We start from the raw sequence: 18,894 nt of genomic DNA, 5'->3' as shown, positions 1-18,894 counted from the left end.
CTGCGCCGCCCGATTCCCGTGCCACCGCTACCTCCGGAGAACCCATGCCGATCGTGAGCCTGCAGGGCGTCACCAAGTCCTATCCGCCCGCGACGAAGGACGGCGCGCCCGTGGTCGCCGTCGACGACGTGTCCCTCGACATCGCCCAGGGCGACGTGTTCGGGATCATCGGCTACTCCGGGGCGGGGAAGTCCACCCTGGTGCGGCTGATCAACGCGCTGGAGCCGACCACGAGCGGACGTCTCGTGGTCGACGGCGTCGATGTCACGACCCTCTCCGAGCGGGAGCTGCGCAGGGTGCGCGGCGGCATCGGCATGATCTTCCAGCAGTTCAACCTCTTCTCGGCGAAGACGGTGCGCGCGAACATCGCCTACCCGCTCAGGCTCGCGGGCTGGGCCAAGGCCGACATCGAGGCGCGGGTGACCGAGCTCCTCGCCTTCGTCGGCCTGTCCGACAAGGCCAGGGCGTACCCGGAGCAGCTCTCCGGCGGACAGAAGCAGCGCGTCGGCATCGCCCGGGCGCTGGCCACCCGGCCGGCCATCCTGCTCGCCGATGAGGCGACCAGCGCGCTCGACCCGCAGACGACGCACGAGGTGCTCGAACTGCTCGACCGGGTGAACCGCGAGCAGGGGGTGACGATCGTGGTCATCACCCATGAGATGGACGTCATCCAGACGCTCGCCACGAAGGTCGCGGTGATGGAGAACGGCCGCGTCGTCGAGCAGGGCGACGTGTTCGAGGTGTTCTCGAACCCGCAGAACCCGGCGTCGCAGCGCTTCGTCGGCACCGTCATCAAGGGCGTCCCCAGCCCCGCGGAGCAGGCGTCGCTGCAGGCCCGCCACGAGGGCCGGCTCGTCACGTTCTCCTTCCGCGACGGCGACTCCTCCCAGGCGCAGGTCTTCCTGGATCTCGCGGAGGCGGGACTAGGATTCGAGCTCGTCTACGGCGGCATCAACGACATCCGCGGTCGCGCCTTCGGACACCTCACCCTCGCGATCCGCGGGTCGGATGCCGCGATCGACGCCGCTCTCACGAAGATCGGGGCGCACGCGACCGTGACCGAGGCGGCCCGCGCGACCGGCGCGGCGGCGGCAGAGGGGGAGGTGCGCTGATGGATCGCCTGATCGAACTTCTGCCGGACTTCTGGCAGGCGGCGCTCGAGACGCTGTACATGACCACGTTCGCGCTCGCGATGGCGGGCGCGATCGGCACCGTCATCGGCATCGGCCTCTATGTGACCCGCCCCGGCGGATTGATGGCGAACCGCCCGCTGAGCATCCTCATCTCATTCCTGGTCAACTTCATCCGGCCGATCCCGTTCGTGATCTTCATCGCGGTGCTGCAGCCGTTCACCCGGATCGTCATCGGAACCGGGATCGGGATCAACGCGGGGGCGTTCGCGATCGGGGTCGCGGCATCCTTCGCGATCGGACGGATCGTGGAGCAGCACCTCGTCTCGGTGTCGCCGGGCGTCATCGAGGCGGCTCGGTCGATGGGCGCCGGTCCGTGGCGGATCCTGCTCACGGTCGCGATGCCCGAGGCGCTCGGCCCGCTGATCCTCGGCTACACGTTCATCGTGGTGGCGCTCATCGACATGACGGCGATGGCCGGCCTCGTCGGCGGCGGCGGACTGGGCGCCTTCGCCCAGGTCTACGGCTTCCGGCAGTTCGAGCCGGTCGTGATGTGGGCGGCCATCATCCTCATCGTCGTGTTCGTCCATCTCGTGCAGACGTTCGGCACCTGGCTCGCCCGGCGGATCATGCGGCGCTGACCGCGGCGCGCCGTTCTGCAGGGAGGGTGCGTCGTTCTGCAGGGAGGGTGAGCCGTTCTGCAGGGAGGGTGCGCCGTTCTGCAGGGAGGGTGCGCCGTTCTGCAGGCGCCGCCCGGTCGTGGCGCGCTGATCGACCGGGGATCCGGGGGCGGACGCCGTGGACGGTCCTGCAGAACGACAGGGGCTCCCTGCAGAACGACAGGGGCTCCCTGCACAACGGCCGGCGGGCGCGGGTCACTGTCGCGCGGACGGCGCCTCCTGCAGTGTGCGCCGGGTGGTGAACCCTCGCGGAGCGCCCGACAGGGGATCCGTGAAGCGCAGCTCCCGGGCCAGCAGCTGCAGGGGATGCGCGAAGTCGTCGGGGGTCTCGGGGAGCAGGTCGGGGTAGAACCCGTCGTTCATGATCCCCGCGCCGAGCTCGGCGAGGTGCACGCGCAGCTGATGCATGCGTCCCGAGTGGGGGCGCAGCAGGGTGTGCAGGACACGGTCGTCGAACCCGAGCAGCTCGATCCGGGTCTCGGCGTTCGGCTCGCGCGCCGGATCCGTCTGGACCCGCACCTGCCCGCGGAGCTTGGCGATGTGATTGCGGTGCACGAGCGGGAACGTCGAGCCGAGGAGGGCGGGGGCCGCGGGGTCCCAGCCGGCGGGCAGGAGGGAGACCGCCTCGTAGACCTTCTCGACCTCGCGGCGTTCGAAGAGCAGCTGGTAGGCGCCGCGCGTCGCGGGGCGCGCCGAGAACATCAGCAGCCCGGCGGTCGCGCGGTCCAGACGGTGGATCGGCGTGAGCTCGGGGATCCCGAGCGCGTTGCGCAGGCGCACGAGTGCGGAGTTCTGCAGATACTTGCCGCCCGGCGTCGTCGGCAGGAAGTGCGGCTTGTCGACGACGACGAGATCCGCGTCCTGATGCAGGATCTCCACGTGGAACGGGATCGCCTTCTCGGCGGGCGGCTCACGGTAGTACCAGACGAAGTCGTGCACGCCCAGCGGAGTCTCGCGGGTGAGCGCGGAGCCGTCCAGGGCGACGATCTCGCCGCGGTCGAACCGCGCCAGCAGGTATTCCGGATCGAGGTGCGAGAAGCGCTCGGCCATGAAGGCGCCGACGGTCGGCCACGGGCCGTCCGACGGCACCCGGAGCCGGGTCGCGCCGACGCCGTCGCGTACGGGCAGGGGGGAGCGCATCGCCATCCGGTCCAGCCTAGTTCTCGGTGCCGGGAGTGACGGAGCCGGGCGCCGTGCGACGACGGTGCCGTCCTTCCCGTCGCAGAAGACGTCGCCCTGGCCCGCTCGGAACGGCATCTTCTGCGACGGGTACGGATCCGCGTGATCGGGAAATAGTCTCGCCGCGACCGCGGTTGCGCCGGGTATGACTCGCATCGGATCCAGTGACCTGTCCGTCTTCCCGCTCTCGCTCGGCGGCAACGTGTTCGGCTGGACCGCCGACCGCGACACGTCGTTCGCCGTGCTGGACGCCTTCGTGGCCGGCGGCGGAGACTCCATCGACACGGCCGACGCCTACAGCGCCTGGGTGCCGGGCAACAGCGGGGGCGAGAGCGAGACGATCATCGGCGCGTGGCTCGCCTCGCGGCGCCCCCAGGGGGTCGTGGTCGCCACGAAGGTGAGCCAGCATCCGCAGTTCCCCGGGCTGTCGGCGGCGAACATCCGCCGCGCGGCGGAGGCGTCGCTCGGCCGGCTCGGAGTCGACGCGATCGACCTGTACTACGCGCACTTCGACGACGAGACCGTGCCCCTCGAGGAGACCGTCGGGGCGTTCGGGCAGCTCGTCACGGACGGACTGGTGCGCAACATCGCGGTGTCCAACTACTCGGCCGACCGGATCCGCGCGTGGATGGAGATCGCGCGGGCCACCGGGGTCGCCGCTCCGGTCGCTGTGCAGCCGCACTACAACCTCGTGCACCGCAACGAGGTCGAGGAGACGATCGTCCCCGTCGCGACCGAGTTCGGACTCGGCCTCGTGCCGTACTACGCCCTGGCGAGCGGCTTCCTCACGGGCAAGTACCGGTCCGTCGACGAGGCGGGTCACACGTCGCCGCGCGCCGCCGGCGCCGCGAAGTACGCGACGGAGCACGGCCTGCGCATCATCGACGCCCTCGAGGAGATCGGCGACGCGCACGGAGCGTCGATCGCGGCGACCGCGCTCGCGTGGCTGCGCGCGCAGCCCGCGGTGGTCGCGCCGATCGCGAGCGCCCGCACGCCGGAGCAGGTGCCGGATCTGCTCGCCGGAGGACGCCTCTCGCTCGCCGACGACGAGATCGCGCGGCTGCGCAGCGTCTCCGAGTGGACGCCGGCGCAGGTCTGACGGAGGGGGCATCATGCGTGCAGCGGCATATACCGGCCCCGGGCGGGCGGCGGAGGTCATCGGGTTCCGCGACGTCGAGGCCCCGGCGGCCGGACCGGGCGAGGTCCTCGTGCGGGTGGGAGCGGTCGGCCTCAACCCGGTGGACGTGAAGATCCGCGCGGCCGGCCACGACTTCGGGGCGATCCGCTACTCGGACCGCCCCGGGTGGGACGTCGCCGGGACGGTCGTGGCCGTCGGCGACGGGGTGACCGGGTGGGCCGTGGGCGACGCCGTGTTCGCTCTCGCGCGCTTCCCCGAGGCTGCGCACACCCTGGCCGAGCTCGTGGCGGTGCCCGCCGCCGATCTGGCCGCGGCGCCGCGGGCGTGGAGCACCGCGCAGGCGGGCGCTGCCCCGCTCGCGGCGCTCACCGCGTGGCAGGCGCTGGATGCCGCGGGCATCGGCGCGGACCGCGATGCGCGCGTGCTCGTGCTCGGCGGGGCGGGCGGGGTCGGGCATGTGGCCGTGCAGCTCGCGAAGGCGAGGGGCGCCTTCGTGATCGCGACGGCGAGCCCGGCGAAGCAGGACCTCGTCGCCTCCTGGGGAGCGGACGAGGTGATCGACTATCGCGACGAGTCCGCGCTCGCCGCCATCGGGGCGGTCGACGCCGTCATCGTGACGGTCTCGGACACGCTGCCGCCGCGCGGGGCGGTCGATGCGGGCACCGCCGTGATCACGATCACCGGGTTCTCCGCAGCTCAGGAGGCCGAGCTGCGCTCCTGGGGAGCGGATCCCGTGCAGCGGATCCTGGTGGCCGCGAACGGCGCGCAGCTGGCGGAGATCGCCGCTCTCGCCGACGCGGGACGACTCGCCGTGCACCTGGATGCGGAGTTCGGTTTCGACGCCCTCGCGGCGGCGCAGGAGCGGGTGGAGAGCGGACGGGTCACCGGCAAGGTCGTGGTGATCGTGGACCCGGACGCCTGAGCGCCTGCGAGGCCGTCAGGCGTCGAAGCTCAGGCTGAGCTTGCGCAGCAGGGCGGCGATGCGCTCGCGGTCGCTGCGGCTCAGCGCCGACAGCAGCGTGGCCTCCGCATCGACGAGGCGGGTGATCGCCGCGTCGACCCGCACCCTGCCGTCGTCGGTGAGGGTCACGAGCACGCTCCGGCCGTCGTCCGGATCCGCCTCGCGGCGCACCAGGCGGCGGCCCACCAGCCGATCGATGCGATTGGTCATGGTGCCGCTGGAGACCAGCGTCTGCTGCAGCAGCTGCTTCGGGCTGAGCTGGAACGGGGCGCCCGCGCGGCGCAGCGCCGACAGCACGTCCCACTCCCAGGTCTCCAGATCGCTCCGACGGAACACGTCGCGGCGGGCGCGGTCCAGCAGGCGCGAGAGGCGGTCGACACGCGAGAGCACCTCGAGCGGCGAGAAGTCGAGGTCGGGGCGCTGCGTGTTCCACGCCTCGACGATCCGGTCGACCTCGTCGCCCGTGCGCTGCTCGCCGATGCTCATCCGTCCATTATCGACCGACCGCGACCGCCGCGCCGACGGCGGTCCTCGGGACGACCGCGATGGTGAGGAACAGGCTGTGCGGATCCTCGACGTACCCGCCGAACGGTGCGCATTCGTCGAATCCGGCCTTGGCGTAGAGCCGATGGGCGGGCCAGAAGAAGTCGTCGGCACCGGTCTCCAGCGACACCCGGCCGATCCCGCGGTCGCGCGCGTCATCGAGCAGGGCCGCGAGCAGCACGGATGCGACTCCGCGCCCCCGCATCCGCGAGGCCGTGCGCATCGACTTGAGCTCTTCGTGGCCCGGCTCGAGCGCGGCCAGCGCTCCCGTGCCGGCGAGGACGCCGTCCACCGTCGCCGTGAACAGGCGCACGGTCGGCGCGAACAGACGGGAGAGGTCCAGGGCGTGCCGGCTCTCCGGAGGTGCGGTCGCCTCCATGTCGCGCAGGTGATCGGCCAGGAAGCGTTCGAGGTCGGGAGTCGGGGTGTCCACCCGGGAGATGCGGATCCTCATGACCCCAGGGTCTCGCAGCGACGTTACGCGGGTGTTGCCGGGGTGTTCCGCGCCCGTCACGCATGATGCGGTCTGGCAGACTTAGGGGGCGGCCGTCATCCCGGCGCCCGCGGTCCGCCGTGGTGTAACGGCAGCACGACAGCCTTTGGAGCTGTGAGGTTCAGGTTCGAATCCTGGCGGCGGAGCATGACGAAGAACGCACTCGCCATCATCGTGCTCGCCGCAGGGCAGGGCACCCGCATGAAGTCCCGGCTGCCCAAGGTGCTGCACCCCATCGGCGGACGCACCCTCGTGGGGCATGTGCTCGCCACCGCCTCGCAGCTGGGCGCAGAGACCGTCGAGGTCGTGGTGCGCCACGAGCGCGATCAGGTGGTCGCGGCGCTCGCCGCCGAGCATCCGGAAGCGGTCATCGTCGATCAGGACGACATCCCCGGCACCGGGCGTGCCGTGCAGGTCGCCCTCGACGCGCTCCCGGAGGGCTTCGACGGCGACGTGCTGGTTCTCTCCGGCGACGTGCCGCTGCTGGAGGCCGAGACGCTGCAGGCGCTCGTCGACGGGCACCGCGCCGCTGCCGCTGCGGCGACGATCCTGAGCGCCATCGTCGACGACCCGACCGGATACGGACGGGTCATCCGCGACGCCGCCGGCGACGTCGCCCGGATCGTCGAGCAGAAGGACGCGGACGACGCCGAGAAGGCGACGCGCGAGATCAACGCCGGCGTGTACGTGTTCCGTGCCGGGCTCCTGCGCACCGAGCTCGCCCAGGTCACGACCGACAACGCCCAGGGCGAGATGTACCTGACCACGGTCATCGGCCTGCTGCGCGCGCACGACGAGAAGGTCGCCGTCGAGATCGCGGCCGACACCACCGCCACGTTCGGCATCAACGACCGGGTGCAGCTCGCCGAGGCCGCGCGCACGCTGAACGACCGCATCGTGCGGCGCTGGCAGCGCGAGGGCGTGACCATCCAGGATCCCGCGACCACCTGGATCGACGACGACGTGACGCTCGCGCCCGACGTCACGGTGCTGCCGAACACCCACATCCTGCGGGCGAGCACCGTCGCCTCCGGCGCCGTCATCGGCCCCGACACCACCCTCGTCAGCTGCGAGGTGGGGGAGGACGCCGAGGTGCGCCGCTCCGAGGCGACCCTCGCCGTGATCGGCGCGCGCGCGACGGTCGGGCCGTTCTCCTACCTCCGCGCCGGCACGACGCTGGGCGACGAGGGCAAGATCGGCGCCTACGTCGAGACGAAGAACGCCCAGATCGGCGAGGGATCCAAGGTTCCGCACCTCTCGTACGTCGGCGATGCGACGGTCGGTCGCGGCGTCAACCTCGGCGCCTCCACGATCACGGCGAACTACGACGACGTCAACAAGCACCGCACCGAGATCGGGGACGAGGTGCACACGGGCTCGCACACGGTGCTCGTCGCGCCCGTTAGGCTGGGAGCCGGCGCGAAGACCGGCGCCGGAGCCGTCGTCCGCAAGGACGTCCCCGCCGGTGCCCTCGCGATGAGCGTCGCACCCCAGCGCAACATCGAGGGGTGGGTCGAGAAGAACAGAGCAGGCACGGCCGCAGCAGACGCGGCGCGTGCCGATTCGGCGGAATAGGCGGGTCCGATGGGGCGCAAGAAGAACACGACGGTCGAGCTGGATCGCGAGAACGACATCGCGCCAGGTCTGGTCGCGAAGACCAAGAAGCGGCTCGTCGTCGCCGGCGGGCGCTCGCACCCCGAGCTGGTCGCGGCGGTCGCCGCGGCCCTCGGCACGGAGATCGCGCCGGTCGAGCACCGCACCTTCGCGTCCGGCGAGCTCTACGCCCGGTTCGAGGTGTCGATCCGCGGCTGCGACCTGTTCATCATCCAGTCCTTCGGGGATCCGATCAACGAGTGGCTCATGGAGACGCTCATCATGCTCGACGCCGCCAAGCGCGCGTCGGCCAAGCGCATCACCGTGGTCGCCCCCTACTACCCCTACGCCCGGCAGGACAAGAAGGGCCGGGGTCGCGAGCCCATCTCGGCGCGTCTCGTCGCCGACATGCTCAAGGTCGCCGGCGCCGACCGCGTGATGAGCGTCGACCTGCACGCCGCCCAGATCCAGGGCTTCTTCGACGGCCCGGTCGACCACCTCTTCGCCAAGCCTGTGCTGCTCGAGCACTTCGAGGACACGCTGACGGCGGAGGACCGCGCCACGCTCACCATCGTCTCGCCCGACATGGGACGCGTGCGCGTCGCCGACACCTGGTCCGACAGCCTCGACGCTCCGCTCGCGATCATCCACAAGCGCCGCGACCCGAAGGTCGCCAACCAGGTCTCGGTCCACGAGATCGTCGGAACCGTCGACGGACGCACCTGCCTCCTCGTCGACGACATGATCGACACCGGCGGCACGATCGTGAAGGCGGCTCAGGCGCTCAAGGCCAACGGCGCCCGCAAGGTGATCGTCGCGGCGACGCACGCGATCTTCTCGGACCCTGCCAGCGAGCGTCTGCAGGACTCCGCAATCGACGAGGTCGTCGTCACCGACACCATCCCGCTCTCCGAGGCGCGCCGGTTCCCGGGGCTGCGCATCCTTCCGATCGCGCCGCTGCTCGCCACCGCCATCCGCCAGGTGTTCGAGGACGGATCCGTCACGAGCATGTTCGACGGAGCCGCCTGACCTCAGATCGACGAGGGGCCGGCCGGGCGCATCCCGGCCGGCCCCTCGTCCTTCACGGGGCGTCCCGACATCTCAAAGGTGACGCACAGGTGGATTGCTGAAGCTGGATCGTATGAAGCTCTCGCCCTCGGTACGCCAAGGATCCGCCCTCGTCGGCATCGCCGGAACGCTGCTGCTCGCCGGCTGTGCGGCCGAGGCTTCCTCCGCGGAGACGACGAAGGACACGCCCGCACCGCAGAGCACCGCGGAGGCATCGGCGCCCGCAGCCTCCGGCACGGGCGGCACGTACAAGGACGGCACCTACACCGCCGACGGCTCGTACCAGACGCCGGAGACCGTGGAGAAGATCACGGTGTCGATCACGATCGCCGGTGACACGGTGACCGCGGTGAAGGTCACCGGGGACCCGCAGGCGTCGGAGACGGAGCATTATCAGTCGCAGTTCATCGGCGGCATCTCGGCGCAGGTGGTCGGCAAGAAGCTCGACGAGATCTCCGTCAGCCGGGTGTCCGGGTCCTCGCTCACGAGCAAGGGCTTCACCCAGGCGCTGGCGACCATCCGTACCGAGGCCAAGAGCTGACGTGGGTCCTTCCGCGGCGCAGCCGGATCCGGTTCGGGCCGGCCGGCCCTCGCGCAAGGACGGCTGAGTGGACCACGTCTGGCGGTTCGAGGCGATCGGCACCGTCTGGGAGATCGCGACCTCCCGGCCCCTGGCCGATGCGGACCGCGACGCCGTCGGCGAGACGATCGACGATTTCGACCACACCTGGTCGCGGTTCCGCGACGACTCGCTCGTGACGGCGCTGGCCGCGGAGCCCCAGGAGGTCCCCGCTCCGCCGGATGCGCGCGCCATGCTCGACCTCTACCGGGCGCTGGCGGAGGCGACGGGCGGGGCAGTGCAGCCGCTCGTCGGCGACAGCCTCTCGGCCCGGGGATACGATGCGCGGTACTCGCTGCACGACCGCGGTCCGCTCCCGGCGCCGGGGGACTGGGCCGACCAGCTCGCCTGGGACGACGGCGCGCTCACGCTGCACGCCCCGGCCCTCATCGACGTCGGGGCGATCGGCAAGGGGCGCCTCGTCGACGTCGTGCACGACCTGCTGGGCGCGCTCGGGCATGCCGAGCGTCTCGTCGACGCCGGAGGCGACCTGCGGCTGAGCGGCCCGCCGATCCGGGTGGGACTGGAGCATCCGTTCGACGGGACGCGGGCGATCGGCGTCGCCGAGGTCGCGGATGCCGCGCTGTGCGGGTCGGCCGTGAACCGGCGCGCCTGGCCCGGGCCGCACGGCGGACTGCACCACGTGCTGGACGCCCGGACCGGCGAGCCCGTGCGCACGGTCGCCGCGACCTGGGCGATCGCGGAGGAGGCGATGCTCGCCGACGCCGCCGCCATGGCGCTGTTCTTCGACGGCGGTCCCGCCTTCGCCGACCGGTTCGGTGTGGAATGGGTGCGGATGACCACCGCGGGCGCGGTGGAGTGGTCGGCCGGGGATCGGATGGAGGTGTTCGCATGATCGCGACGCTGGTCGGCCTGCAGCAGCGCGTGCTCGCGCAGCTGGGGCGTCTGACGATGTACCGGCTCACGCTGTACGCGCTCATCGCGCTGGCCGTGGTCGCCGTGGTCGAGTCGGCGCTCGGCTGGATCGGCGTCACGCCGCTGGACGTCGTCGCCAGCCTCGCCCTGCTGCTGGTCGCGACCTTCTGCACCGACGCGGTCGCCCAGGCCCTGCTGCGGGTGCCGCGGCGGATCGAGTCGTCGCTGATCACGGCGCTGATCCTGCTGTTCGTGGTGCAGCCGGGGGCGAACCCCGACCAGATCGGCGGCATCGCCCTCGCAGGCGTCGTCGCGAGCGCATCCAAGTACGTGCTGGTCTGGCGCGGGCGGCATCTGCTCAACCCCGCCGCGGTCGGGGCGACGGTGCTCACCCTCACGACGCTGGGCTTCTCCGCCTGGTGGGTGGGCACGCCCGCCCTCGCCCTGCCCGTGGTCCTGCTCGGCCTGCTGGTGCTGTGGCGCACGGAACGCGTCGCGGTCGTGCTGCTCTTCGTCGCGGCCTACGCCGCGGTGTCGACGGCACGGCTCTCCGTGCAGTCCGCCGCGGCCGGCATCGCGGTAGACCCGGCGGGCCTGCTCACGACCGTGCTGCTGCAGTCGCCCGTGCTGTTCCTCGGCGCGTTCATGCTGACCGAGCCGCTCACCCTGCCGGCGCGGCGCGGGCAGCAGCTGCTCGTCGCGGCGGTGGTCGGCGTACTCGCCGGCTGGCCGCTGTCGCTCGGCGTCATCACCCTCGGGCAGGAGCGGGCGCTGCTCGTCGGCAACCTGCTCGCCGCTGTGCTCGTCGCCCGATCCGGGATCCGGCTGTCCCTGGTGCGCCGCAGAGCGCTCACCCCCACCGTGCACGAGCTCACCTTCCGGACGCGCCGGCGGTTCCGCTTCGCACCGGGCCAGTACCTCGAGCTGCAGGTGCCGCATCGCCGCCCCGACGCCCGGGGCACGCGTCGCGAGTTCAGCATCGTCTCCGCTCCGGCGGAGCTGCCTTTCGTGCGCATCGCCTATCGGGAGGCCGAGCCGGGATCCACCTTCAAGCGCGCGCTCGGCGTGGTGCAGGCCGACGACGTGCTCACCGCCACCGGTGTCTGGGGGGACTTCGTGCTGCCCGCCCGTGACGTCCCCGTGCTTCTCCTCGCCGCGGGGATCGGCGTGACGCCGTTCGTGTCGCAGCTCGGCGCCGGAGACCGCACGGACTGCGTGCTCGTGCTCGTCGCGTCCTCGGCGCAGGAGTGCGCCTATCTCGACGAGCTCGCCGCATCCGGGGCGCGGATCGTCGTCGTGACCCCGGACCGCCCCGAGGCCCTGCCCGCGGGGGCTGAGTGGGCCGGGGGAGGGCGGCTGGACGCCGCGCTGCTGCGGGAGCTGGTTCCGGACCTGGCGCGACGCCACGCCTACGTCTCGGGGCCGCCCCGGCTCCTCGCGGACCTCGCGCCGACCCTGCGCGGTGCTCGTCGGGTCACGACCGATGCGTTCGCGGGCTACTGATCCGGCGGGCGCACGCGCCTGAGCGCCCGCGGGCTCAGCGTCCGCCGACGGTGCGGGTCATCTCGTGGCCGCCCCCGGCGGTGCGGTCCTCGGCCGGGCGGTCCTCGTCGGGCCGAGCAGCGGAGGCGGATCCGGCGGGGGCGCCGGGTGCCGCATCCGCGGTCGGCGTCGCGCCGGTCTGCGGATGCGGGACGTGCGGCAGCCGGACGGTGAACGTGGTCGCGCCCGGTTCGCTCTGCACGGAGATCGTGCCGCCGTGACCGTCCACGATCGCCTTGGTGATCGACAGGCCGAGCCCGGATCCGCCGGTCGCGCGGTTGCGCGAGCGGTCGCCGCGCGCGAAGCGGCTGAACAGCTCGTCGCGGACGGCGGGATCGATGCCGGGGCCGTCGTCGCTCACCCGCAGCACGGCGGCGTCGTCCTCGTCGGCGACCTCGATCGAGATCCGGGTGCCGGCCGGGGTGTGCGTGCGCGCGTTGGCGATGAGGTTCGTGACGACCTGCTGCAGCCGGCCGGTGTCGCCGATGAGCTCCACGGGCTCCTCCGGCACGTCGATCGACCACTCGTGATCGGGGGCCGTCGGGCGTGCGTCCTCGACGCCCTCGATCGCGAGGCGGGAGAGGTCGACGGACGACAGCGACAGCTCCCTGCCCTCCTCCAGGCGGGCGAGCAGCAGCAGATCCTCGACGAGGCTGGTCATCCGCAGGGACTGCGCCTGGATGCGCTCCAGCGCGGTGTGCGCCGAGGCGGTGGCGGGGTCCTCCGGCGCCTCCGACCTCGACAGCGCGCGCAGCGAGAGCTCGGAGTAGCCGCGGATCGACGAGAGCGGCGTGCGCAGCTCGTGGCTCGCATCGGCGACGAACTGCCGCATCCGCTCCTCGTTGCGCTGACGCACGGCGAGGGACGCGTCGACGTGGTCGAGCAGCGTGTTCAGGGCGGCGCCGACCAGTCCGGTCTCGGTGCGCGGATCCGCCTCGGCCGCAGGCACGCGCTCGGTGATCGACACGTCTCCGCGGTCCAGAGGCTGGTTCGCGACGCGGTTCGCCGTGGCGGCGACCTCGCGCAGCGGGCGCAGGGCCACCCGGATCGTGATCGCGGTGGAGAGCGCGAGCAGGATGAGCCCGCCGATCGTGGTGAGCGCGATCATCGAGAACAGCGTCGTGATCTGCGCCTCGGTGGAGGCGCGGGGCAGACCCGTGATCACCTCGAACTGCGTCGGGCCCGCCGGGGGCACGGGCTGGTGCACGAACTGATAGTCGCCGAGCTGGGAGAGATCCTCCGCGTAGCGTCCCTCCGAGAGCGCGGTGACGGCCTGGTGGATCTGCAGGGCGGTGAGATCCTGCGCCACCCGGTCTGACGTGACCACCGTGCCGCTGGCGGCTCCGCTCTCCGAGACCACGATGACGAGCGTGCCGTTGGGCACGCCGGTGGGCCCCACCACGAGGTCGGACGCGGCCGGCACGAAGTGTCCGATCACGGCCGACTGCCGGGCGATGGCGCCGACGCTCTTCGCGGTGGCCGACAGCTCGTCCTGCAGCCTCCCGTTGAGCACGTTCCCGAGCACCACGCTCGTCGCGATGGCGATGACGACGAGGATCAGCGACACGAACCCGGTGACCGCGGCCATGAGGCGGGTCTGCAGGGAGAGCGGGCCGCGCGGGCGGGGGCGGAACGGGTTCATCGGCGTGAGGACTCCATCGGGTGCGCGGGCTTACTGCTGCGGGGCCTTGATCATGTAGCCGACACCGCGGACGGTGTGGATCAGCGGCACGTCACGACCGGCGTCGAGCTTCTTGCGCAGATACGAGATGTAGAGCTCGACGACACTGGAGCGGCCGCCGAAGTCGTAGCTCCACACCCGGTCGAGGATCTGCGCCTTCGACAGCACGCGGCGCTCGTTGCGCATGAGGAAGCGCAGCAGTTCGAACTCGGTCGCGGTGAGCTCGATCTCGTCCCCGTCGCGGACCACCTCGTGGCTGTCCTCGTTGAGGGTGAGATCGCCGACCTGGAGGATCGAGTCGCTCTCGCTCGTGGTCGCCCCGCCGGAACGGCGGATCACGGCCCGCAGCCGGGCGACGACCTCCTCGAGACTGAACGGCTTGGTGACGTAGTCGTCCCCTCCGGCGGTGAGGCCGGCGATCCGATCGCCCACCGCGTCCTTGGCGGTGAGGAACAGCACCGGCACCATGTTGCCCTGCTCGCGCAGGCGCTTGAGGACGCCGAGCCCGTCCAGGTCGGGCATCATGACGTCGAGGACCAGGGCGTCGGGGCCGAAGTCGCGGGCGACCTGCAGCGCCTCGAGCCCTGACCCGGCGGTGCGGACCTCCCAGCCCTCCATGCGCAGGGCCATGGCGAGCAGGTCGGTGAGCATCGGCTCGTCGTCGACCGCGAGGATCCGCAGGGGGGAGCCGTCGGGGCGGCGCAGCTCAGTGGCGTGATCGTTCATGGGATCCATTCTCCTCAGGTTTCTATGAACGCCCTATGAGCTTCCGATCGCCTGTGGTCGATCGCGACGCGAGGGGGTCCGCGGGGCCGGGCCGCGGGCGATCAGAGCATCCCGCGCGTGGACCGGTCGGGGTCGCGATCCTGTTAGTTGCGTCTAGTGCAACGCATGTTGCGTCAGGTGGCAACAGTGAGAGAGAATGCCGGGATGGCAACTGCAGACTTTCCCGCTCTCGTCGCGATCGGCGAGACCATGGCGATGGTGGCGCCGAGCCGGGCGGAGTCCCTCATCGACGCGGAGAGCATCCGGCTCAGGGCCGCCGGTGCCGAGTCCAACGTCGCCGGGCACGTGGCGGCGCTCGGCGGCGCGGCCGCGTGGGTGGGCGCTCTCGGGGACGATGTGCTCGGACATCGGGTCCACCGCGAGATCGCGGCGCAGGGCGTCGACACCCGTTGGGTGTCGTTCGATGAGGTTGCGCCCACCGGAGTCTTCTTCAAGGATCCGGGTCGCGGCGTCAGCTACTACCGTGCCGGATCCGCCGCATCCCGGATGACGTCGGCGTCGATCGCGTCGATCCCGCTCGAGAAGACGGCGGTGGTGCACGTCTCGGGGATCACTCCGGCGCTCTCGGACGACTGCGCAGCGATGATCGACGCGGTGTTCGCGCGCGTCGTCGCGAGCGGTGCGCTGCTCAGCTTCGACGTCAACTACCGCCGCGGCCTGTGGCCGGTGGCCGATGCCGCGCCGATCCTCGGCGATCTGGCGAACCGCGCGGACATCGTGTTCGTGGGACGAGACGAGGCTGAGACGCTCTGGGGCTGTCGGACCGCGGAGGACGTGCGCGAGCACCTCCCCAGACCCGCGCGCCTGGTCGTCAAAGACGGTGACGTCGGCGCGACCGACTTCTCCCCGCAGGGCCGAACCTTCGAGCCCGCGATTCAGACCGAGGTGGTCGAGCCCGTGGGCGCGGGCGACGCCTTCGCCGGCGGCTACCTCTCGGGCCTATTGCGGGGGTGGAGCGTGCAGGAGCGCCTGAGGAGCGGGCACCGGCGGGCGCACCTGGTGCTCCAATCGACGAGCGACAGCGCACCGTCTGCGGCATCGCACGACCCGGAATCCGTTCTGCCGCTCGTGGCAGGCTGATCCCTCGGCGTGCTTAGCGCGCGCATAGTTTCGCCATCATCGCGCCCCAGAACCGCCTCCTAGCGTCACCAGCACGAGGGTGACCCAGAGGAGAAGCATGTACGGGACGTATCTGCGCCGGGAACTGGCCGGCCGGAAGAAGCAGACGGTGATCGTCGCCGTGGGCCTCGCGATAGCGATCGCGCTGGTGATCGTCGTCAACGCGCTGGCGGCGGGCGTGCGCGATGCGCAGACGGAGGCGCTCGCGCGGGTCTACGGAGTGGGCACCGATCTCACGGTGACCGGTGCGCCGGCCCAGCGGGGCAGCGACACCGGGCAGCGCTTCGACTTCGGCGCCGGCGGCGGCGCCGCGTCCGGCGACGGCAGTACGACCTTGAACACCTCGGTGCTGCGCGCCTCTCCGGCGCGGGGCACGATCGATGCGGCGGGGGTCAAGACGATCTCGGCCACGGGGAACGTCGCTGCGGCCACCGGTGCTCTGAGCCTGACCAACCTCACGTTCGACGGGCGGATCGCGCAGCAAGGCACGCAGGGCGGCACGGGGCAGTCCGGAACGGGGGAGGGACAGGGCGCGGGCGAGCGGCCGCGATTCGGCGGCGGCAACTTCGGTCTCAACTCGTTCTCGGTGCTGGGCGTCGATCCCTCCGCGGGGACGACCGTGGGACCGCTGTCCTCCGTGAAGGTCTCCTCGGGACGCGCGCTCGCCGCAGACGATGCGGGTCAGCTCGTCGCCCTCGCGGACAGCACGTATGCCACGTCGAAGAGCCTGAGTGTCGGCAGCACGATCGATGTCGGCGGATCCACGGTCAAGATCATCGGGATCGTGACCTCGTCCTCCGATTCCGCCGACACCGCGGCGAACGTGTACCTGCCTCTCGACACCGCGCAGAAGATCGCGGGAACAGGAGACGTCGTGTCCACGGTCTACGTGAAGGCGGCTTCCGCCTCCGACATCGCCTCCGTCCAGACGGCGCTCGCCAAGGCCCTGCCGACTGCGACCGTGAGTTCACAGGCGGACCTCGCCTCGACCGTCTCCGGATCTCTCGCGAGCGCCGCCGGCATGATCGAAGGCCTCGGCACGTGGCTGTCGATCATCGTGCTCGCGGTCGCCGTGCTCCTCGCCGTGCTGTTCACGCTCTCCGGCGTCGCCCGGCGCACCCGGGAGTTCGGTACCCTCAAGGCGATCGGCTGGTCGAACGGCCGGATCGTCCGGCAGGTGGCCGGCGAGTCACTCGTGCAGGGCCTCATCGGGGGAGCGGCGGGACTCGCGCTCGGCCTCGTCGGGATCCTCGTCGTGAACCTCGTCCAGCCCACGATCTCCGGTGCGTCGGCTGCCGGCTTCGCACGCGGCGGAGGCGGGGGTGCGGCAGGCGGAGAGGCCGGTGCGGGAGCCGCCGGCGGAGCGTTCCAGGGCGGGGGACGCGGCGAAGCCTTCCGGGGCCTCGGCGAGTCCGCGCAGGCGGTCGTGCTGCATGCCCCGCTCAGCGTGACGATCCTCATCGCGGCCGTGGGCCTCGCGATCCTCGGCGGCCTCGTCGCCGGTGCGATCGGCGGATGGCGGGCGGCTCGTCTGAGCCCGGCCGAAGCACTGCGGTCCGCCGCCTGACCCCGGAACCCGAACAGGAGAGACGACAGATCATGAGCATCATCGAGACCGAGCCGCAGGCCCTGTACCGGCTGACCGACGTCACGCGGACCTACCGGACGAAAGGTCGCACGGTCACGGCGCTGACCGGCGCGACCGCGGAGATCAGAGCAGGCGAGTTCGTGACCATCCAGGGGCCCACGGGCGGCGGGAAGTCCACGCTGCTGCAGCTGCTCGGTGCCCTGGACCGACCCTCCGGCGGGTCGCTCACGCTGGGTGGCACCGAGCTGTCCACGGCGTCGAACCGGGAGCTCGGGCGCCTGCGCGCCGAGGAGATCGGGTTCGTGTTCCAGGGCTTCAACCTGATCCCCACGCTCACCGCGCGGGAGAACGTGGCGATGGCGCTCGTGCCGCGGAGGATCCCGGCGGAGGAGCGGCGCACCCGTGTGGACGAGTCGCTCGCTCACGTCGGCCTGGCGGACCGCGGCGATCACCTCCCGGGTGAGCTCAGCGGCGGCCAGCAGCAGCGTGTGGCGATCGCCCGCGCCATCGTGAAGAGACCGCGCGTGCTGCTCGCCGACGAGCCCACCGGCAACCTCGACGAGGAGATGCGCGACGAGACCCTGGTGCTGCTCGAGTCGCTCTGCGCAGAAGGGCTGACGCTCATCGTGGTCACGCACGACTCGGCGGTGGCGAAGCGCGCCCACCGTCGGCTGCGCCTCAAGAACGGCCGCCTGGCCGAGGTCTGACCTCCCCCATTGTGAGTCGTCCCCCTCAGCACGGTCCATGGGACGTGCTGAAGGGGACGACTCGCTGAGAGGGGAAGGGGCGCTCAGGCCGGCGGAGCCGGCAGCCGGTCGGCGGGGAGCGCCAGGAAGTCGATCGCCGCCTGCGCCGCCAGGGCGTCGGCGACCCGGCCCTCCGGAGCGTCGATGTGCCCGTTAGCCCGCACCGTCAGCCGTCGCGGCCCGGAGAGCGCGTGGTAGACCGCGAACTGTCCGCGCGGATCGACCGCCGGATCGAGAACGGCGGCCCCGATGTGCACCGGTATGCGGAGGCGGCGGGCCGCGGTCGCCGCGTCGTGGTAGTCGAGCGTGGAACGTGCCTCGGGATGCGTGCGCAGATGCGTCCGGACGGCCTCGCCGCTCCCGGTGCAACGCCGGGTGAGCCGGATCGCGTGCGCGCCGAAGCTGGGGACGTCCAGTGCCGCGCGCCGGAAGCGTGCGTCCCGCGGAAGCGCCATCGCCCCGATGCCGCCGCCGAAGCTGCCGCCGCTGAAGTCGAGGGCGCCTGCTACGGAAGGAACCAGGTCCAGCAGCACCGTCGCCGCGCGCCAGACGTCCGCTGTGGCGAAGCGGAGCGAATAGGTGTCGCGATGCGCGATGCCCGCCAGCACGTGCTCGGCGGGAAGCGCCGGGAAGCGGCTGGGGGCATCGGGGTGGGTTCCCGGCGCGCAGGGGAAGATCGCGGCGGTGTCCGCGGGCACGCGCTCGACGTCGGGGCCCGTGCGGCCCCCGTAGCCGTGCCCGATCACGAGGCCGCGCCGAATCGCAGCCGCTGCATGCGGCACCATGACGAACGCGGTGGCGGGCTCGTCCGCGGAGGAGCCGAAGCGGATCTCGGTCACTCGATGGGTCGGTGTCGCGTCCCCCTCCCGCACGGTCCGCCACGCGACGGCGCCGGTGCCGAACTCCTCGAAGGTCGCCTGCCAGAACTCGTCGAAGTCGTCCGGCTCCGGCTGGTCCGGCGGGGGCAGGAGCAGCTCTCCGAGGGAGTACTCGGTCAGTTCTTCGGGTATCCCGTCGCGCGACGAAGGGTCTCTCACCGGTTCCGTACCTCCTCGATCCTGCCGTGCGGACGGCGTCCGCGCTGCGGCGGAAGAGTCCATTGACATCATCGCATATGGATTGCAATATATGCATCATGATTGCAAGGAAGAG

General features: G+C 71.7%; 18 protein-coding genes and 1 tRNA gene. 13 read left to right on the top strand and 6 right to left on the bottom strand.

The genetic code is table 11. From position 1 onward, the window contains the following. Positions 1-44 precede the first annotated feature (44 nt). Positions 45-1,112 carry a methionine ABC transporter ATP-binding protein gene (locus tag J8G10_RS12715; RefSeq protein ID WP_251445308.1) on the top strand — a complete coding sequence of 356 codons (1,068 nt, stop codon included), beginning with the start codon at positions 45-47 and terminating at the stop codon, positions 1,110-1,112. After that, positions 1,112-1,771, top strand: a complete 660-nt coding sequence (locus J8G10_RS12710) for a methionine ABC transporter permease (RefSeq protein ID WP_251445305.1) — start codon at positions 1,112-1,114, stop codon at positions 1,769-1,771. Before J8G10_RS12715 ends, J8G10_RS12710 begins: the two co-directional genes overlap by 1 nt. A gap of 234 nt (positions 1,772-2,005) precedes the next feature. Here the strand turns inward: J8G10_RS12710 and J8G10_RS12705 are convergent, their stop codons facing one another. Next, the gene (locus J8G10_RS12705; protein ID WP_251445302.1) at positions 2,006-2,956 is read right to left on the bottom strand and encodes a pseudouridine synthase; all 951 of its coding nucleotides are present in this window, start codon (positions 2,954-2,956) and stop codon (positions 2,006-2,008) included. Between the two features lie 178 nt (positions 2,957-3,134). Between J8G10_RS12705 and J8G10_RS12700 the strand changes: the two genes are divergently transcribed. Both J8G10_RS12700 and J8G10_RS12695 read left to right on the top strand, forming a co-directional pair. Beyond that, positions 3,135-4,088: an aldo/keto reductase gene (locus tag J8G10_RS12700; RefSeq protein WP_251445299.1), complete on the top strand. Its 954-nt coding sequence runs from the start codon at positions 3,135-3,137 to the stop codon at positions 4,086-4,088. Positions 4,089-4,101: 13 nt separating this feature from the next. Then, the gene (locus tag J8G10_RS12695) at positions 4,102-5,049 is read left to right on the top strand and encodes a zinc-binding dehydrogenase (protein WP_251445296.1); all 948 of its coding nucleotides are present in this window, start codon (positions 4,102-4,104) and stop codon (positions 5,047-5,049) included. 15 nt (positions 5,050-5,064) lie between these two features. Here the strand turns inward: J8G10_RS12695 and J8G10_RS12690 are convergent, their stop codons facing one another. Both J8G10_RS12690 and J8G10_RS12685 read right to left on the bottom strand, forming a co-directional pair. Further along, positions 5,065-5,574, bottom strand: coding sequence for a MarR family winged helix-turn-helix transcriptional regulator (locus J8G10_RS12690; RefSeq protein ID WP_251445293.1), 510 nt, complete (start codon positions 5,572-5,574; stop codon positions 5,065-5,067). A gap of 7 nt (positions 5,575-5,581) precedes the next feature. Next, the gene (locus J8G10_RS12685) at positions 5,582-6,085 is read right to left on the bottom strand and encodes a GNAT family N-acetyltransferase (protein ID WP_251445290.1); all 504 of its coding nucleotides are present in this window, start codon (positions 6,083-6,085) and stop codon (positions 5,582-5,584) included. A 113-nt stretch (positions 6,086-6,198) separates the two neighbouring features. On the opposite strand from J8G10_RS12685, the gene J8G10_RS12680 reads away from it, so the two are divergent. The 6 genes from J8G10_RS12680 (at position 6,199) to J8G10_RS12655 (ending at position 11,783) form a co-directional block, all read left to right on the top strand. Then, a tRNA-Gln gene (locus tag J8G10_RS12680) sits at positions 6,199-6,270 on the top strand. A 1-nt stretch (position 6,271) separates the two neighbouring features. Further along, the gene (gene glmU / locus J8G10_RS12675; protein WP_251445287.1) at positions 6,272-7,699 is read left to right on the top strand and encodes a bifunctional UDP-N-acetylglucosamine diphosphorylase/glucosamine-1-phosphate N-acetyltransferase GlmU; all 1,428 of its coding nucleotides are present in this window, start codon (positions 6,272-6,274) and stop codon (positions 7,697-7,699) included. Positions 7,700-7,708: 9 nt separating this feature from the next. Beyond that, positions 7,709-8,746 (top strand): ribose-phosphate diphosphokinase, encoded by a 1,038-nt coding sequence (locus J8G10_RS12670; protein WP_251445284.1) that lies wholly within the window; start codon positions 7,709-7,711, stop codon positions 8,744-8,746. 112 nt (positions 8,747-8,858) lie between these two features. Beyond that, positions 8,859-9,326 carry an FMN-binding protein gene (locus J8G10_RS12665; protein ID WP_251445281.1) on the top strand — a complete coding sequence of 156 codons (468 nt, stop codon included), beginning with the start codon at positions 8,859-8,861 and terminating at the stop codon, positions 9,324-9,326. 67 nt (positions 9,327-9,393) lie between these two features. Continuing rightward, on the top strand, positions 9,394-10,260 hold the full coding sequence (locus J8G10_RS12660; RefSeq protein WP_251445276.1) for an FAD:protein FMN transferase: 867 nt from the start codon (positions 9,394-9,396) through the stop codon (positions 10,258-10,260). Further along, positions 10,257-11,783: an FAD-dependent oxidoreductase gene (locus J8G10_RS12655; protein ID WP_251445273.1), complete on the top strand. Its 1,527-nt coding sequence runs from the start codon at positions 10,257-10,259 to the stop codon at positions 11,781-11,783. Before J8G10_RS12660 ends, J8G10_RS12655 begins: the two co-directional genes overlap by 4 nt. A gap of 34 nt (positions 11,784-11,817) precedes the next feature. On the opposite strand, the gene J8G10_RS12650 is transcribed toward J8G10_RS12655, so the two are convergent. Then, positions 11,818-13,464 (bottom strand): cell wall metabolism sensor histidine kinase WalK, encoded by a 1,647-nt coding sequence (locus J8G10_RS12650; protein ID WP_251445269.1) that lies wholly within the window; start codon positions 13,462-13,464, stop codon positions 11,818-11,820. Positions 13,465-13,494: 30 nt separating this feature from the next. Continuing rightward, the gene (locus J8G10_RS12645; protein ID WP_251445266.1) at positions 13,495-14,229 is read right to left on the bottom strand and encodes a response regulator transcription factor; all 735 of its coding nucleotides are present in this window, start codon (positions 14,227-14,229) and stop codon (positions 13,495-13,497) included. Between the two features lie 204 nt (positions 14,230-14,433). Between J8G10_RS12645 and J8G10_RS12640 the strand changes: the two genes are divergently transcribed. The 3 genes from J8G10_RS12640 (at position 14,434) to J8G10_RS12630 (ending at position 17,703) form a co-directional block, all read left to right on the top strand. Beyond that, positions 14,434-15,369, top strand: a complete 936-nt coding sequence (locus tag J8G10_RS12640; protein ID WP_251445264.1) for a sugar kinase — start codon at positions 14,434-14,436, stop codon at positions 15,367-15,369. A 97-nt stretch (positions 15,370-15,466) separates the two neighbouring features. Further along, a complete protein-coding gene (locus tag J8G10_RS12635) occupies positions 15,467-16,975 on the top strand; it encodes an ABC transporter permease (RefSeq protein ID WP_251445261.1) in 1,509 nt (502 codons plus the stop codon). Between the two features lie 32 nt (positions 16,976-17,007). Then, positions 17,008-17,703: an ABC transporter ATP-binding protein gene (locus J8G10_RS12630; RefSeq protein WP_251445258.1), complete on the top strand. Its 696-nt coding sequence runs from the start codon at positions 17,008-17,010 to the stop codon at positions 17,701-17,703. Between the two features lie 83 nt (positions 17,704-17,786). Here J8G10_RS12630 and J8G10_RS12625 read toward each other — a convergent pair whose 3' ends face one another. Then, a complete protein-coding gene (locus J8G10_RS12625; protein WP_251445255.1) occupies positions 17,787-18,779 on the bottom strand; it encodes an acetylxylan esterase in 993 nt (330 codons plus the stop codon). Between the last annotated feature and the right edge of the window lie 115 nt (positions 18,780-18,894).

Source organism: Microbacterium sp. USTB-Y (assembly GCF_023703415.1).
In the GTDB taxonomy this organism is placed as follows: Bacteria; Actinomycetota; Actinomycetes; order Actinomycetales; family Microbacteriaceae; genus Microbacterium.
This window is presented reverse-complemented; position numbering and strand designations above follow the sequence as displayed.